We start from the raw sequence: 15,569 nt of genomic DNA, 5'->3' as shown, positions 1-15,569 counted from the left end.
ACCATCCTTTTTAAAGGAAGAGTGGAGACGAGGAAATGACATTCATGGATATGCTGTTCTTTGGGACGGCTGTTATATACAACAAGTTTTATGTCGTATATAACGATATTTCGTAAACTGACAGACAAGATACCAAAACAAGTTGAATAAAGAGATCTCTGTTGTGCTGCTTGCAGTAGTAGATATCTTTGCTTTTTCATCAAAACTCACGCTTGCAATCCATTATTTTTCATGATATTATCTTTTTAGTAAACGTTTACGTTGGAAAAGGGGTATGTATAATGACTGTGACGATTAAGGATGTAGCTAAAAAAGCGAATGTATCCATTGCAACCGTTTCAAGAATCCTCAATCATAAGCCTGGATTTTCGAAGGAAACGGAAGATAAGGTATTGCAGGTTATTGAAGAATTAGGATACTACCCCAATGGCGTAGCGCGTGGGTTAATTAGTAAGCGAACTCATACTATCGGTGTGTTAGTACCGGAAATATCCAGTATGTTGATGTCCGATTTTATTAGTGGCATGGAACAGGTCACTCATGCCTATGGATCAAGTGTCATCGTCTGTCACACAGAGCAACAAGGACAGAAAACGACCCAATATTTGCAGTTACTACAAGAGAAGCAAGTAGATGGGATTGTATTTACCAGTGAAGTGTTATTGCAAGAACATTATCAATTAATGAAGGATATGGGAAAGCCAATTGTCCTTTTGTCAACAGAATCTTATGACTATCCTGTACCATATGTAAAAGTGGATGATCGTCGTGCTGCTTATAGTGCAACGGAATACTTGATTCAAAATGGGCACAAAAAAATAGGTATGGTAAGTGGTAGCAGGGAAGATAGTATTGCAGGTCAGCCGAGGATAGATGGTTTTACTGCAGCGATGCAGGCCCATGATCTACCAGTGACAGAGACATCTATCGTTCCCACTGGTTTTACGTTTGAAGAAGGTGTAAAAGGATTCACTAAGTTAATCGGTCAGTTCCCGGATATCACTGCTGTTTTTGCGGCTAGTGATGAGGCTGCTTTAGGTGTGCTCTCTGTCGCTTATCAGATGAATATCAAGGTTCCTGAACAGCTTTCGGTGATTGGTTATGATAATCTTAGAATGGCTGAAATGAGTACACCGCCATTAACAACAGTAGCACAGCCTTCTGTGGAAATGGGGAAAAAGGCAGTGGAGATGATTTTTCAAATGTTGGGCACGCATAAGACGGTAGAGAGTCGAATTTTTCCACATACCGTCATTGAGAGACAAAGTGTACAATCATTAACCACATAACTATGGGTGTGCTGGTTGCGTAAACGTTTACTCACATAGTAAACGTTTACGCTAAAAAGGAATGAAAAAGCGTGTGTTAAATGCTTGAGATCTTCACAGCACTTTTGAGGTATCTTTTAATCGGATAGTGAGGATGATAGGAATAATAACATCGAATAAATGAGATAGGATGGAGGATTTTAGATGAAAAGGATAACGAAAGGAATAGCGTCTGCAGGAGTCATCACCGCTTTATTGTTAACAGGTTGCAGTAGCGGAGGCGATGATGGACAAGTAACAATTGAATTATTCTCCAATAAATCGGAGAATTTTGACACGTACAATGGTTTAATTGAAGAGTTCGAGCGTCAGCACCCTGATATTAATGTAGAACTAGAAGCCCCACCAGAAGCTGAGACCGTACTGAAAACCAGATTAGTAAAAGAAGATGTGCCAGATGTGATGTCGATAGGTGGAAATGCGACATATGGTGAACTGGCTCGTGCAGGGATTTTTCATGACTTTTCGGAGTCGGATGTGTTGGATAAGGTGCAGCCTTCTTACTTAGAAATGCTTGGGTTGTTAGTAGGATCAGAGGATGATGGTATATACGGTGTTCCCTACGCAACTAATGCAAATACCGTTATCTATAATAAGCAAAAAGTAGAGGAATTGGATATAGAGATTCCTCAAACATGGGATGAGTTTATTGCGGCATTAGAGACAGCTGACGAAGCAGGCGAACTGCCGATTAATTTTACCTTGCAGGAGGCCTGGACTGCTATGCCGATCTGGAATGGTATTGCAGGTAACGATGTATCAGAGGAATTTCCTGAGCTTAAGAATGAGGGACAGGCCACCTTTGTCGAAGCATATGACAGTGTCGCTGATAAAATGTTGCAGCTGTTAGATTATGGGCGTGCCGATAATTTTGGTATTGGTTATAACGATGGCAACAACAGCTTTGCCAATGGTGAAGGGGTCTTTTATATTCAAGGTAACTGGGCAATTCCGGATGTTTTAAGCGCCAACCCTGATGTGGAACTCGGTACCTTTGCGTTGCCATCTAGTAATCAAGCGGAAGAAAATGATTTAGTTTCAGGTGTGGACGTTGCCTTGACGGTTAGTGAAGATACAGATCATAAAGAAGAGGCTTTAACGTTTATCAATTTTATGGCTGAACAGGAAATCGCTCAACGTTATATCGATGAACAGAGTGCCTTTTCTGCCTTTCAGGGAGTGTTGCAGGAAGATCCAATATTTGATGGGATCAGAGGGAACTTTGAGGAAGATCGTTTGACTGGCTTTCCGGATCACTTTTATCCTGCAGGGTTATCTGCCGAAAATTTAATTCAAGGCTTTTTGATTGATAAAGATAAACAAAGTGCATTGCAAACATTAGATAATGAATGGGACAAGGTCATTAATCGTTAAATGAGCAAGTTATTTAAACAAATTTCAAATCAATATACAAAGGAGAGGTTATCGTGGCGAAAAAAAATCGCACCTATCTATTGATGGTTATTCCAGCCCTCGTCATCTTTTTCACCTTTCATACGTATCCCGTCTTAATGGGTATATTTTATAGTTTTACCGACTATGCAGGATATGGAGAGTGGGATTTTACAGGATTTAGCAACTATTTGAATGTGTTTCAGGACGGACGGGCTTTAAGCTCCTATGGCTTTACCTTTCAGTTTGCCATCGCGTCTACCATTCTTGTCAACATTGTCAGTTTACTTATTGCATTAGGGTTGAACGCTAATATTAAATTTCGTAAGACCTTACGTGCAACTTACTTTATCCCTTTTATATTAAGTGTGTTAATTGTAGGTTATATCTTTAAGTTTATGTTTACGCATTTACTGCCAGACTTGGGAGAAGCACTGGGGATTGGATTCCTATCCTCTAATATTCTTGGTAATCCAGATTTGGCATGGCTTGGCGTTGTTGCTCTAGCGGTATGGCAGTCAGCTGCGTTTAACACATTGCTTTATTTAGCAGGTTTGTCAACGATTGATAATGAATTATATGAAGCGGCTAACATTGATGGAGCAGGACCATGGGCTAAGTTTTGGAAGATCACTTTTCCATTAATCGCGCCATTTTTCACGATTAATATGGTGGTAGCGATGAAGAACTTCCTCATGGCATTTGATCAAGTAGTGGCCTTAACGAATGGTGGTCCTGGACAAGCGACAGAATCGATATCCTTATTGATTTATCGTGGTGGTTTTGAAGGCGGCGAGTTTGCCTATCAATCAGCCAATGCCGTGATCTACTTTATCGTGATCGTTGTCATTTCAATCTTTCAACTACGAGTACTTGAACGAAGAGAGGTGAAGTAACATGATGGGAAAAACAAATTGGAAGGTAACCACTTTATTAATACTTGGTTCGATTTTTATCTTCTTTCCATTGTATTTAACGATAACCATCGCATTTAAAACACCCGAAGAAATGTCAGGCAACTTGTTAGCTTTGCCGCAATCTTGGTCGTTTGATAATTTTGCAACAGCGATTGAGATGACCAATTTCTTTCGTGCATTAGGAAACAGTTTGACCGTTACCGTAATTACCGTGGTGCTTGTGTTGTTAACACATTCCTTGGTCGCTTATGCGATTGCACGAAATATGCACAAGAAGTTTTATAAGTTTCTCTATTTCTATTTTATCAGTGCCATGTTTATTCCGTTTCCGATTATCATGTTACCGATTGTGAAACAAACCAGTATACTGGGGCTCGATAATTTGCTCGGATTGGCATTTCTTAATGTAGTAATGCAGCTTGCCTTCAACGTGTTTGTTTATGTTGGCTTTCTTAAGACAATACCAACGCAGCTAGAGGAAGCAGCAACCATCGATGGGGCAAGTACTTGGCAGACTTTCTGGAGAATCATTTTTCCGCTAATGAAACCGATGCATGCGACAGTCGCCATTCTGACAGCTTTATTTGCTTGGAATGACTTTATGCTTCCGTTGGTTATCTTAAGTGATACGAGTCAGCATACATTACCGTTAGTACAATATGCTTTCCAAGGGCAGTTCAGTACCGATTATAACTTGGCTTTTGCTTCATACTTGATGGCGATGCTGCCAATGATTATTGTCTATATCTTTGCGCAAAAATGGATTATCGGTGGTGTAATGAGGGGATCACTTAAATAAAGCATGAAGATTTTTAAAGCATCTTCCGCACTTTTATTTGGAAGTGCCAGCACCTATAATAGAAATAGATAGCTTACAAATGGAGGAAGATGTTAGATGGACATGACGGAACTATTTTCATTAGAAGCAAAACTACAACGTTATTTAGAGGTAGAAGCTGCCTTAGCTTCGACACAAGCTGAACTAAAACTTATTCCTGAGACCGCAGCACAAAAAATCAGGCAATCCGCTGATGTGTCGTTGCTGGATTTGGAGAAAATCAAAGACGGTCAAGAAAGAACCAGCCATTTTATGGTGCCAGTGATCGAGGAATTCGCTCGTGTGGTTGGCGATCCTGAGGGAGGTTATGTCCATTGGGGAGCCACCACGCAAAACATCGAACAAACTGGTGATGTATTAGGCATGAAATATGCTGTGCACCAATTAGTGAAGCAATTAGTTGCTGTTGCGGGAGACATGGCGCAGCTGGCAGACAAGCATGCCGATACGATCATGGCAGGCAGAACACATCAGCAGCAAGCCGTACCGATTACGTTTGGCTTTAAGGTGGCGACATGGATAGATCCTTTATTGCGGCATATGGAACGCTTGGAACAATTACAGCCAAGGTTATTTCAATCGATGACTGGTGGAGCAGTAGGAAATTTTGCCAGCTTAGGAGAGATAGGACCTGCCGTTCAATCTGGTGTTGCCGAAAAATTGGGACTTTCACCGATGGCAGTGCCAGCTAGAAATATTGTTGATCATTTTACCGAATATATGCTGTTGCTAGGCATGGTATCATCGACTTTTGCTTCGATCGCTGAGGAGATTTCACGGTTAATGGCAAATGAGTTTGGCGAAGTCAGTGAGAGCTTACCAGCAGGAGATGTGGGAAGCTCGACGATGCCTCAGAAACGCAATGCTAAGCGTTGTATGGATATTGTCACAAAAGCAGCACAAGTAAGGGCGCTAGTACCTACATCATTGGAGGCGATGATCCAATCTCATGAAGTCGATGGTACACGTTCGGCAATGCTGAATCAGGCGATCGAGCAATCAACTATTTTATCAAGTGAGATTTATCAAGCCATGCATGTAGTGCTTCAAGACTTGGAGGTTTATCCAAAGCGAATGAGAACCAATCTGGATCTTACCAAAGGGTTAATTAATGCAGAGGCGGTTATGATGGAACTGGCGGAAACGATGGGGCGTCAACATGCCCATGCGATTGTTCATGACGCGGCCCATCAAGTTGCTGCTAGTGAAGGCGAGCTCACTTTTTATCAAGTATTGCTGGCGAATTCACAAATTGACTATTATTTTAGCAAAGAGGAATTAAAGACATTGCTTGATCCAGCTACCCATACGGGTTTGAGTACACAATTAGCTAGAGAAGCAAGTAAACGTGCCAGCAGTATAGCGAATAATAAGTAAAAAATGGAGGAGATAGAGATGAAACAAGCATGGTGGAAAGAAAGCGTCGTATATCAGATTTATCCTCGCAGTTTTAATGACAGCAACGGTGATGGCATTGGAGATATTCCCGGTATTACGGAAAAACTGGATTATCTCCAAGACTTAGGAGTGGACGTGATTTGGCTGTCCCCTGTCTACCAATCACCAAATGATGATAATGGTTATGATATTGCGGATTATCAAGCGATTATGGACGAATTTGGCACAATGGCCGATTGGGAAGAAATGTTGGCAGGGATTCATCAGCGAGATATGAAATTAATGATGGATCTAGTGGTTAATCATTCTTCTGATGAGCACCGCTGGTTTCAGGAAGCAAAGAAAGCAAAGGATAATCCATATCGAGATTATTATATCTGGCGTTCTGGCAAAGATGGTGGAGCACCGAACAATTGGGAATCCTTTTTTAGTGGTTCCACATGGGAATACGATGAAGCAAGCGAAGAATATTTTTTACACCTATTTAGTAAAAAACAGCCCGATCTGAACTGGGAAAATCCACGCCTTCGCGAAGAAATATATCAGATGATGCGCTGGTGGATGGATAAAGGGGTAGACGGCTTCCGCATGGACGTCATTAATCTGATTTCGAAGGTGCCAGGATTGCCTGATGGTGCTAAACCGGAGGGACATAAGTATGGAGATGGTTCACCGTACTATATGAACGGTCCGCGCGTACATGAATTTTTACATGAAATGAATCAAGAGGCCTTGTCTAAATATGATGTGATGACAGTTGGGGAAACACCGGGTGTTAATGTAGAAGAAGCCAAAAAATACACCAATCCAGAACGGGAAGAACTGCAAATGGTCTTTCAATTCGAACATATGGATCTCGATTCTGGTCCAGAAGGGAAATGGGATTTGCGTCCCTTGCAGTTACGTGACCTGAAGGACAGTATTTCAAAATGGCAAAATGGTCTTCATGGTGTTGGCTGGAATAGTCTCTACTTAAATAATCATGATCAGCCTCGCGTCGTTTCACGCTGGGGAGATGATCAGATATACCGCGTCGAATCCGCGAAGATGCTCGGAACCTTTTTGCATATGCTGCAAGGGACACCTTATATTTATCAAGGGGAAGAAATCGGGATGACCAATGTCCGCTTTGATTCGATTGACGACTATCAGGATATCGAAATCTTGAACATGTACAAGGATAAAGTAATCGAAGGGGATGCAGACCCTGATCAGGTGATGGAATCGATTTATGTTAAAGGGAGAGATAATGCTCGAACCCCTTTCCAGTGGGATGATTCCGCAAATGCTGGTTTTACAGATGGCACACCATGGCTGAAGGTGAACGGTAATTATCCAGAAATTAATGCCAAGCAAGCAGTCGACGATGAACAATCTATTTACCATTATTACCGTCAGTTGATCCAATTACGCAAGACGCACCCGATTATTGTTTATGGAGAGTATCAGCTGATTTTGGATGATCATGAGCAGATCTATGCTTATCTGCGTCATGATGAGGGGGAAAAACTGCTGGTAATCACCAACTTTAGTGATCAATCCGTTGATTTCCAATTACCAAGTGATGTGTCCTTTCAAGCAGAGGAGCTGCTGATTAGTAATTATGATCAGACAGCCGCTGATTCATTGCCAGCCTTTACATTAAAACCGTATGAGGCAAGGGTTTATAAAGGGGTTTAATGGAAACGGCAGGAGGTGGCGAGGCCATCTTTTGCCGTTTTATTACATGTTTTGTGTTGGTATATAAGGATACTCTAATTCTTTTTTTATTGTGAAGTCGTGTCAGTCAGGTCAAGCAATTAAATTTTGTTTAGACGCATGTGAGATGGTTAATAAAAATGAAAGCGAATTCTCTTTAAAAAAGCAATAAATTAAAGTCTATAGCATGACAAGAAAATTAGAATTACTTAACTGGATTTTAATCAATAACAGTCAAAGGCGTGAAACATAAGAATGGTGAACTTAAGCTTAGGAGAAGAGAGTGAGAATGATGTATCAAATTTTAATTGTAGATGATGAAAAAGCTGAAAGAGATGTCATTCACTTCTTGTTAAATAAATATAACTTTCCATTTCAAATTAAAGAGGCAGCAAATGGCAAAGAGGCATTGGATGTTTTAAAAAAAAGTTCTGTAGATTTATTGATTACAGATGTTAAAATGCCTTTTATAGATGGAATAGAGTTAGTCACATGCGTGAGAAAGCTATTTCCTAAGATAGAAATAATTTTTTTTAGTGGACATGATGATTTTAGTTATGTAAAGAAAGCGCTTATATTAGGGGCAGATAATTATATTTTGAAACCAGTAAAACCTAGTGAATTCAAAGAAACAATGGAGAAAGTATCTGAAAATCTTCAAACTTATAAGACAGAACAAGAAGATAAAAAGTTCAATGAAGAGTTTATTAAAAAACATATTTTGTATCGGATAATCAATCAAACACCGATTGAAATGTTAGAGAAGGAGCATGCTTATTTGAATTTTTCTTTTTTAAATGATTATAATCGAATGCTTCTTATTCATTCAGATCAATCTTTCTGGAATACATTATCTGAAAGAGAAAATTTGCAATTTGATGAGGAAATAAGCAAAATCATACCTAATACTACTTATGATTTGATCCATTTAAATCCCAGTCAAGTGATCTTACTTTTTAAAGATAATCCGAATAAACTAATTTCTTACAGGCAATTGGGTGAAAATATCCATCAGCAATTATATAAAGTATATGGAATTAATTGCTTTTTTTCTGTTAGTGAAGAGATGAAAACAAAAGATAGTATCTTTCAAACATATAACCAACTGGATCAATATCTAGATGACCGTTTCTTTCACCCGCATACGTATGTTTATCCAATCGATTCGATTACTACAACCACTCGATCATTTATGGCAGAAGATGAGGCGCTAATAATCAATATAGAAAATGCCATCCAGCAAATGGATACCAATAAATTAAAGGAGCAAATTAATCAATTGATACACAAACACGAGAAGCATATGGGAACTTCCCACGTCTATATTCGGTTTTTATTTTCGAAGCTATTTCAAAACTTGGCCAAGGTATTACCGTCCTATCAAAGTGAAAAAATAAACAAAGAAATTGAATGTTTGTATACTTATACACATTTTAAAGATATTAAACACTCGATAACAAAAATTACTCAACAAGTGGTCCAAAAACTAAATGAAGAAAAAAATTCTTCCAATAATAATATTCGTATCGTTCAACAATATATTCATGATCATATTGATGTCGACCTCAGTTTGGAGTTGTTAGCAGAAAAAGTATATTTATCTCCTGGTTATTTAAGTGATAGATTTAGACAAGAAACAGGTTTTGGAATTAACAAGTATATAAAAAATGTCCGGATGGCCAAAACAAAAGAATTATTACGTGATACAAATAGAAAGGTTAATGATATAAGTAAGGCAGTTGGTTATAATAGTGTTTCTTATTTTATCAAGAATTTCCGTGAACATTATGGTGTAAGTCCAAAAAAATATCGTGAAATGAATAAAACAGAGGATGGAATGGAATAAATGAGCAAAATAAAACAAGGCTTTATTAATTTAAAATTCAGAAAAAAGATACTCACCATTTGCGTGATCGCCTGCGGATTGCCCATGATTATGTTAGGAAGTATTTGGTATAAACAGGTGCAAGAACTGCTTGTCACACGAGAAAAAGAGAATTTAGATGAGACTCTTAATCAATCGATGCAGAATATAGATTACAAAATTAACAACTATTTTGGTTTGATTAATCAAATCGCTTGGAATGATGAAATACGGACAGGACTTACAGCAGATTATAACAATAACTATCAGATGTATCAGTTTTATGCAGATACCCTTCATCCACAGTTATTTACTACTTTATCGTTACAATCAGATATTCAGTCATTGACGATTTACACAGATAACCAAATGAATCCATACGGTCGTTTCCTTCGACCACTATCAGATATTAGGGATGAAAAATGGTTTGATGAAATGGTAGAGTCAAGGGAAGTTGATATGACGGTTCCTACTGATAAGAATTTCCTGAAAATATTTTATCGTATATTTGATAACAGCAACAGACCATTTCATAACATTATTGAAATGAATATTGACTACGAGCAGTTTTTTTCACCATTCGCTGATCTATTCGATGAAGATTATGGTGTAGTCATTTTAGACAGCAGCGACAAGCCTGTATATGTGTATAATGATTTCTCTGATGAATCTTTCTTAAATTCGGATAAGATAAGTGAGATAATTAATGGCGAATTGGATAAGGAATTTGTCGGTGAACAAGCAACTCTGTCCTCTTATCAGTGGACCGTTCACTTATATCGTCCCATGTCTAATATCTCTGCTGCTACATTCCCAATGAGGCTAACTGTTATTATGGTGATATTATTTGCTGTAGTGATCATGTTACTGTCTATTTTTTTATTAGCCAAAGTAGTGGTACGTCCATTGGAGAAATTGTCGAAGAATATGGAACAAGTCGAAAAAGGCGATTTATCCGTTACATTCCATAATCAAGGGACAGATGAGATAGGGAGTCTTATTCATCAATTTGGTCAGATGGTTTATAAAGTAAATGATATGATTAACCAAGTGTATAAGAGTAAAATTGCTGAACAGAAATATGAAATGAAGGCATTACAGGCTCAAATCAATCCACATTTCTTTTATAATAGCCTTTCATTGATTAATAGCAAAGCAATCATGGCCGATCAAGAAGAGATAAGTCAAATGGCGCAACATTTATCGACTTTTTACCGGACGACATTGAATAAAGGGAAGAGTATAATCCAAGTAAAAAATGAAATAGATAATGTAAGATCATACATTGATATCCAACGATTAATGCACTCGGATTCCTTTGAGGTAAATTATGATATTGACTCAAATATTCTTGATTACTCGATGTTAAACTTGCTCTTGCAGCCCTTAGTGGAAAATGCAATTATGCATGGACTTGATCATAAAATTATAGAAGGGAAAAGAGTCTTAGAAATCAAAGCTACACAACAAAACAATCAATTATTTTTTGAGATAATGGATAACGGTAAAGGGATTAATCAGAAAACATTAGATACGATTCTCACAAAAAAAACAACAGGCTACGGCGTGAAGAATGTTCATGATCGGATCCGGCTTTATTATGGTGAGACTTATGGTTTAAGTTACCAAAGTGAATTAAATAAATATACTAAAGTATTAATGAAGATACCAATTATTCAGAATAAGTAATGTATGTACTTATATATGGGCATAATTGTATTTAAAGTAACTGTGTTCCACAAGTCACTGCTTGTGGAGTTTTATTGTTTCAAGATAAAAATTCATGATCGAAATATTCCGGAAAAAGTTATATGAAAACGGATTATTTTATATTTTAGATTGGGCACCTATCCATTAAAATAAACGTATCTAAACTCCATGGCCATGATTTAGAGAAGAACAATACTAGGGAGGCACGAAAATGATAGCGAATTCACTAAGGAAGTTTGGTTTACTGTTTTTATTATTTATTTTATTTGGAACGTTAATAGGCTGCGTGCAAAGTTCTTCTGATGGAGAGGAAACTACCACAGAAGACGGTAAAACCGTAATTAATATTGGACGAACGACAACAGCGAATCCAAAGTTTCCTGAAGGTGACACCTATGAAGACAATGCATATACACGTCTAGTTGAAGAAGAGTTAAATGTAGAAATCCGCAACTCTTTTGAGGCAGAAGGAGAAGATTACGACAGACAAGTTGCTTTAGCTATTTCAGGTGGGGATCTGCCAGATATGATGGTAGTTAGTACACGGGACGAGCTACAAGATTTAGTTGATAATGACTTGGTAGAAGATTTAACAGATGTATATGAAAATAATGCAAGTGACTATATAAAAGATATTTATAGTTCTTATGATAATCGACCATTATCTGATGCTACATTCGACGACCAATTAATGGCAATTCCAGGAACGATTGGATCTACTGCACCACAAATCGTTTGGATTCGATCCGATTGGCTAGATGAATTGAATATAGAATTAGATGCGGATGGGGATAGTGTTATCACCTTAGATGAGTTGGAAGAAACGGCAGCAACTTTTGTCGAAAATGATCCTGGAGATTCTGGCAATCCAGTAGGTATACCATTGGCACCTTATTTGAATGCTGGAGATTATGGAGGAGCAGCATTTACCATGAACTCGATTGCTGGCGTTTTTGATGGGCATCCGCGAAAACATATAGTCGGTGAAGAGGGAAATGTAACACATGGGAGCACATCGGAAGGGACAAAAGAAGGACTGGCTGTATTACACGATTGGTTTGAACAAGGAATCCTTGATCCACAATTTGGAACAAGATCGTTCGATGATATTCTTACATTACTCACCAACGGGCAAGCAGGTATTGCAACTGGTCCATGGCATTTGCCAGATTGGGCATTATCAACAGTTAAAGAGATGGACGATAATGCAGAATTTGAAGCATATGCATTAGGTGATGAGAATGGGAATGTAAATGTATTCAGAGAGGATCCGACTGGTTCTTTTGTAGTTATTCGTAAGGGATATGAACATCCTGAACTGGCAATAGAGATGTTAAATCTTTTCTATGATGATTTAAAAAATGAAGCAGACATGGAAACAAATTACCCCGAAGTTGCTGATTACCTTGAACAAGGAGTCGATGGCTCTGCAAGACCATTAAATATTGAAGTGAATTTTTCGGATAGTTCGTTATCCGACTATCAAGATGTTAAAGCAGTAATCAATGGAGAAATGTCCATTGATGAAATTGTTAACCCAGCAGTAAGATCCAATGCGGAAGCAGTTGAAGCCTATCTGGAGGACCCTGAAAACGCAACAACATCCAGTTGGTCTCAATATCATTCTCGTATGTTAGGCTGGGGCTTAATGAATAAGTTAACAGAAGAAGATCGATTTAATTGGGTGGAACCTGCTTATGTGGGTACAACGCCAACTATGGAGCAAAAAGGAGCTAATTTATTAAAAATGGAAGAAGAAGATTTTATTAAGATAGTAACAGGAGCAGAACCAGTGGATTATTTTGATACCTTCGTAGAGAAATGGCACAACCAAGGTGGAGATGAAGAATTAGCAGAAGTGGAAGAGGAATTAGCTAAACAGGAATAAGCAATGGAAGAAGGGCTGTGTACACAGTCCTTCTGATTGGGAGGTATGTAAGGTGAAGGTACATAATCAGCAGATACGAGAACGTAAAAAAGATGTGAAAAAGGAAAGACTTACTTATCACGCTATGTTAATTCCCGGTATGATATTTCTGCTTATTTTCAATTTTACACCAATGTTTGGTATCATTATGGCTTTTCAAGATTTCGTACCGGCAAGAGGCTTTTTTGGCTCAGAGTTCCTAGGATTGGATCATTTTCAGTATATGTTCAATCTTCCTGACATAGGAAAGGTCTTTCGTAACACCATTGTGATTGCATTAGGAAAAATAATTTTCAGTTCATTATTAGCTATTATTTTTGCGATTTTATTAAATGAAATTCGATTGAAATTCCTAAAAAAATCAGTGCAGACGATTGTATATTTACCACACTTTTTATCATGGGTTGTTTTGGCAACAGTAGTTGTTAATTTATTTAATCTCGATGGAACGGTAAATCAGATTATGAGTTTTATAGGGTTAGAGAAAATTAATTTCCTAGGAAGTAATACATGGTTTCAACCATTATTAATAGGCTCCGATGTTTGGAAAGAATTTGGCTTTAACTCAGTCATTTATTTAGCGGCTATTGCTTCAGTTGATCCAGGGTTGCACGAGGCGGCCAGTATGGATGGGGCTAATTGGTGGAAACGTGTTTGGCATATCACCCTGCCAGGTATGCTTCCCATTATCTTACTATTGGCGATCTTAAGTCTGCCTAGTGTATTAGATGGCGGGTTTGATCAGGTATATAATCTCTATTCACCAGTAGTTTACGAGACGGGAGATACGATTGATACTTATGTCTATCGGGTGGGCTTAATTGGACGTGATTACAGCTTTGGAGCGGCTGTTGGTCTGTTTAAATCAGTGATTGGATTGATTCTTATTCTATCTGCCAACAATATAGCCAAGAAATACACCGATAGAAAATTGTTCTAAGGAGGGTCTAAGATGGTGGAAGGGAATACACTTTCCAGTAAAATTGGGAAATTAATCATCTATTTTATCGTAATATTTTTAGGTTTAATATGTCTGTTGCCTCTGTGGAATATCGTTGCAATTTCTTTTAGTAGCGGGGAAGCAGTAGCAGCTAATTTAGTAGGACTGAAGCCGATTAACTTTTCAACGAGGGCTTATGAAATGATTATGGAGGATGCGCAGTTTTGGCGTTCTTTTGCAATATCTGTCCAACGAGTGGTATTAGCCCTCATCATTAATCTGATATTGATTGTGTTAATGGCTTATCCATTATCTAAGACGAAACAAAAGTTTAAGGGAAGAAATATTTATATGAATATAATTATTTTTGCAATGCTGTTTAATGGTGGTTTAATCCCAACTTATATTGTGATTCGTAATCTCAATCTTTTGGATACGATTTGGGTATTAGTCTTACCGGGAGCTGTGCCAATTTTTAGTGTTATTTTGATTATGAACTTTTTTGTTGGCGTGCCAAAATCACTGGAAGAGGCAGCCATTATTGATGGAGCCAGTCCACTACAAATTTTGCTCAGAGTTTATATACCAGTCTCTTTACCAGCTCTGGCCACTGTAGCATTATTTAGTATTGTAGGCGGGTGGAATGACTTTATGACAGGGTTAATTTACATGACTCAGGTTAGCAATTACCCGATTATGACTTATATTCAGTCACTTACCATTGATATCGCTGAGTTAGTAAGGTCAGGAACAAATAGCGATGCCCTACAAAATATTGCAGAAGTTTCTAATCGAAACCTAAATGCTGCTAAAATTGTTGTTTCCACCATTCCTTTATTAGTTATTTATCCTTTTCTGCAAAAATATTTTGTAACAGGTATTGTGGTAGGGTCAGTGAAAGAGTAATCGAGGAGATGATTAAATGGAAGGCATATTAAGATTAGATGGGCCAGTTTATCGCTTTTTAATGAGAGGGGTAGAACTAGCTCTATTGAATGTACTATTTGTTTTGTGCAGTGTCCCACTGTTGACAATGGGGGCATCTATGAGTGCACTTTATGCTGTCACGTTAAAAATGGTTCGAGGAGAAGAGGGGCGAATAGTACATGGATTTTGGCAAGCGTTTAAATCTAATTTTAAACAGAGTACCATAGTATGGGCGACGTTAGTTATCACAAGTATAATTTTAGCGTTAAATTATATACTCTTCCCTCTATATACAGGTGATTTTTCTGTGTTTATCTTAATGGGATTAATCTTGTTTTCCCTCATTTGCTCTATTTATTTTGTGTTTATCTTTCCTTATATAGCTCGATATACATGTACGCTAAAAGAAGCCTATGTAAGCATATTAAAGCTATGTCTAGCTAATTCTTATGTAACTTTGTTAACTTGCTGTCTAGTATTGGGACCAGCTATTTTGGCACTTTTTTCGCCTGCCTTTTTAGTGATATTTTTTTATCTATATATATTTATCGGCTTTGCTTTTGTAGCTTATATCTCTTCCTTTATGATGCGAAATTTATTTGAGAAATATGAAGTTAAATGAATCTAATT

At 37.9% G+C, this 15,569-nt stretch carries 12 protein-coding genes; all 12 read left to right on the top strand.

Features of this window, described 5'->3' with window-relative positions; genetic code table 11:
• Window positions 1-281 precede the first annotated feature (281 nt).
• The 12 genes from E0E32_RS19795 (at window position 282) to E0E32_RS19740 (ending at window position 15,561) form a co-directional block, all read left to right on the top strand.
• Entirely contained in the window at window positions 282-1,289 is a 1,008-nt protein-coding gene (locus E0E32_RS19795; protein ID WP_130860601.1) for a LacI family DNA-binding transcriptional regulator, read from the top strand.
• A 183-nt stretch (window positions 1,290-1,472) separates the two neighbouring features.
• On the top strand, window positions 1,473-2,702 hold the full coding sequence (locus tag E0E32_RS19790) for an ABC transporter substrate-binding protein (protein ID WP_130860600.1): 1,230 nt from the start codon (window positions 1,473-1,475) through the stop codon (window positions 2,700-2,702).
• Between the two features lie 53 nt (window positions 2,703-2,755).
• Window positions 2,756-3,616 (top strand): carbohydrate ABC transporter permease, encoded by an 861-nt coding sequence (locus tag E0E32_RS19785; protein WP_066190111.1) that lies wholly within the window; start codon window positions 2,756-2,758, stop codon window positions 3,614-3,616.
• A 1-nt stretch (window position 3,617) separates the two neighbouring features.
• A complete protein-coding gene (locus E0E32_RS19780; RefSeq protein WP_066190114.1) occupies window positions 3,618-4,436 on the top strand; it encodes a carbohydrate ABC transporter permease in 819 nt (272 codons plus the stop codon).
• A gap of 96 nt (window positions 4,437-4,532) precedes the next feature.
• The gene (locus E0E32_RS19775) at window positions 4,533-5,852 is read left to right on the top strand and encodes a class-II fumarase/aspartase family protein (protein ID WP_130860599.1); all 1,320 of its coding nucleotides are present in this window, start codon (window positions 4,533-4,535) and stop codon (window positions 5,850-5,852) included.
• 18 nt (window positions 5,853-5,870) lie between these two features.
• Window positions 5,871-7,553, top strand: a complete 1,683-nt coding sequence (locus E0E32_RS19770; protein ID WP_066190119.1) for a glycoside hydrolase family 13 protein — start codon at window positions 5,871-5,873, stop codon at window positions 7,551-7,553.
• Window positions 7,554-7,860: 307 nt separating this feature from the next.
• Window positions 7,861-9,417: a response regulator transcription factor gene (locus E0E32_RS19765; protein WP_130860598.1), complete on the top strand. Its 1,557-nt coding sequence runs from the start codon at window positions 7,861-7,863 to the stop codon at window positions 9,415-9,417.
• Entirely contained in the window at window positions 9,418-11,124 is a 1,707-nt protein-coding gene (locus E0E32_RS19760) for a cache domain-containing sensor histidine kinase (RefSeq protein WP_130860597.1), read from the top strand.
• Between the two features lie 232 nt (window positions 11,125-11,356).
• Complete coding sequence (locus E0E32_RS19755) at window positions 11,357-13,033, top strand: extracellular solute-binding protein (protein ID WP_130860596.1); 1,677 nt, start codon at window positions 11,357-11,359, stop codon at window positions 13,031-13,033.
• 124 nt (window positions 13,034-13,157) lie between these two features.
• A complete protein-coding gene (locus tag E0E32_RS19750; protein ID WP_130860918.1) occupies window positions 13,158-14,012 on the top strand; it encodes an ABC transporter permease in 855 nt (284 codons plus the stop codon).
• 12 nt (window positions 14,013-14,024) lie between these two features.
• A complete protein-coding gene (locus tag E0E32_RS19745) occupies window positions 14,025-14,918 on the top strand; it encodes a carbohydrate ABC transporter permease (RefSeq protein WP_130860595.1) in 894 nt (297 codons plus the stop codon).
• Window positions 14,919-14,934: 16 nt separating this feature from the next.
• Complete coding sequence (locus E0E32_RS19740) at window positions 14,935-15,561, top strand: YesL family protein (RefSeq protein WP_130860594.1); 627 nt, start codon at window positions 14,935-14,937, stop codon at window positions 15,559-15,561.
• Window positions 15,562-15,569: the final 8 nt, after the last annotated feature.

The sequence above is a fragment of the Gracilibacillus phocaeensis genome (genome assembly GCF_900626275.1).
In the GTDB taxonomy this organism is placed as follows: Bacteria; Bacillota; Bacilli; order Bacillales; family Amphibacillaceae; genus Gracilibacillus; species Gracilibacillus timonensis.
Note: the sequence above shows the minus strand (reverse complement) of the source record. Positions and strands in the feature narration are given on the sequence as shown.